Origin of the sequence: Streptomyces sp. H27-H5 (assembly GCF_026627505.1) — a bacterium.
Taxonomy (GTDB): domain Bacteria; phylum Actinomycetota; class Actinomycetes; order Streptomycetales; family Streptomycetaceae; genus Streptomyces.
This window is the reverse complement of sequence record NZ_JAPNLK010000284.1, coordinates 1-1,486: the sequence shown is the minus strand read 5'-3', so window position 1 is coordinate 1,486 and position 1,486 is coordinate 1. Positions and strand designations below refer to the sequence as shown.

At 62.3% G+C, this 1,486-nt stretch carries 1 protein-coding gene and 1 pseudogene; both read right to left on the bottom strand.

Annotated features, from left to right (window positions below):
* Window positions 1-1,015 precede the first annotated feature (1,015 nt).
* Window positions 1,016-1,264, bottom strand: coding sequence for an integrase core domain-containing protein (locus OTB19_RS42790; RefSeq protein ID WP_267804264.1), 249 nt, complete (start codon window positions 1,262-1,264; stop codon window positions 1,016-1,018).
* Window positions 1,265-1,310: 46 nt separating this feature from the next.
* Window positions 1,311-1,486 (bottom strand): annotated as a pseudogene (locus OTB19_RS42785) (IS30 family transposase); the annotation flags it as partial.

Below are 1,486 nucleotides of genomic sequence, written 5' to 3'. Positions count from 1 at the left end.
GATGATCTCCGGCGGAAACCGGAAACCCCGGTACGACGGCGTGTCCACGCGAAGCCCCTCCCGGCGATCCGACCAGACGGATGATCATGCCACCGGAAGAGGCCTCCACCCAACCTGACAACGCCCAACGGACCACGCAGCCAAATAGTTTCGGCTCAATAATTCGCGAGAATGGGGCGCCAGTGCCCATCCGGCTCAAGCGCATCCCCTGTCCGGAGCAACGTGCCTCATAACCGCTCGACGCCGTAGACCAGAGCTGGCACCGGTTTCCCGAATGAATGGTCATTACCGCAGCGGAAGCTTGATGCATTGCTTCCTTGTCATTCGTACGAAAATCATGGTGGTCTTTGCCTCGTTCCACAGCGGCGGCTTCCCATGCGCACCCCCGCCCTGGCACAACACACCCACCACTTCGACGCCCCCTCAACTCGGAGTCCCCTGTGACTGTACGGCTCAATCTTCTCGTCCTGACCATCGCTGCCGTAGGGGTGTGGTCCTCACCAGCCTCTGCCTCTCACCCCCTCCTGCGAGGGATGGTGATCATGCTAGCCACGGTCTCGGTTCTGTTCACCGTGCTGGCGCTCTCCGTCGTTCCCCGCATGCTGATCACCTCAATGCTCTGCCACGGAGTCCTGTTTGGGTTCTCAACCGTCCTCGCTTGCAGCGTCGGCAAAGAGCCATCACAGCCACTTTACCTTCTCAGTCTGGCAGCGCTCGGCCTGATCGGATTCGTTCAGGCGGCCAAGGGGCATGACCCCTGCGACCACGAGGCCGAACAGCGAGGCGCCAGTGTGCGGCACTCCATGTTCCTGTCGGCTCCGCGGAACAAGTCACGCCCTTCCCGGCCCGAGATGCTCCTCCCTCGCACCCCCACCGGGACACGTGTTTTCCACATCCCCCTCACCTCCACCGCCAAGCAGAGCCGGGAGGGTCTGACACGAAAGTGACCCCCGTGGTTGGGTGCTTCAGGTGACCGTCTGGCTGAAGTTTCCCCGTGATCCTGGACACTCGATGTCTATGCTGCGAGGGTGTGCTGGTGCCGCTTCCTGGTCTCGGCTGGGGTGAGGTAGCCGAGGATCTTGTGTTTGCGCAGGCGGCGGCGGTTGTAGAAGGTCTCGATGAAGTCGAAGACCTCCGCGCGGGCGGTGGCGCGGTCGGGCCAGGTACGGGTGCCGATCTCTTCTTTGAGGAGGGCCCAGAAGCTCTCGGCGGCGGCGTTGTCGAAGCAGGATCCGGTACGTCCGCAGCTCTGCCGCAATTTCAACTCTGCTATCTCACTGCGGAATTCGGCTGATGTGTACTCGGCGAGTTCAACCAGTCGTTGCAACACCGGGCTGTTTCAACGAGCGTAGCTGCTCTTCGAAGACCTCGGCGGGTGTCCGCCAGCCGAGGATCTTGCGGGGCCGGTTGTTGATCGCCATGGCGACGGCTCCGAGGTCTGCGGAAGACCAACGGGAGAGGTCGGTACCCTTCGGGAAGTACTGGC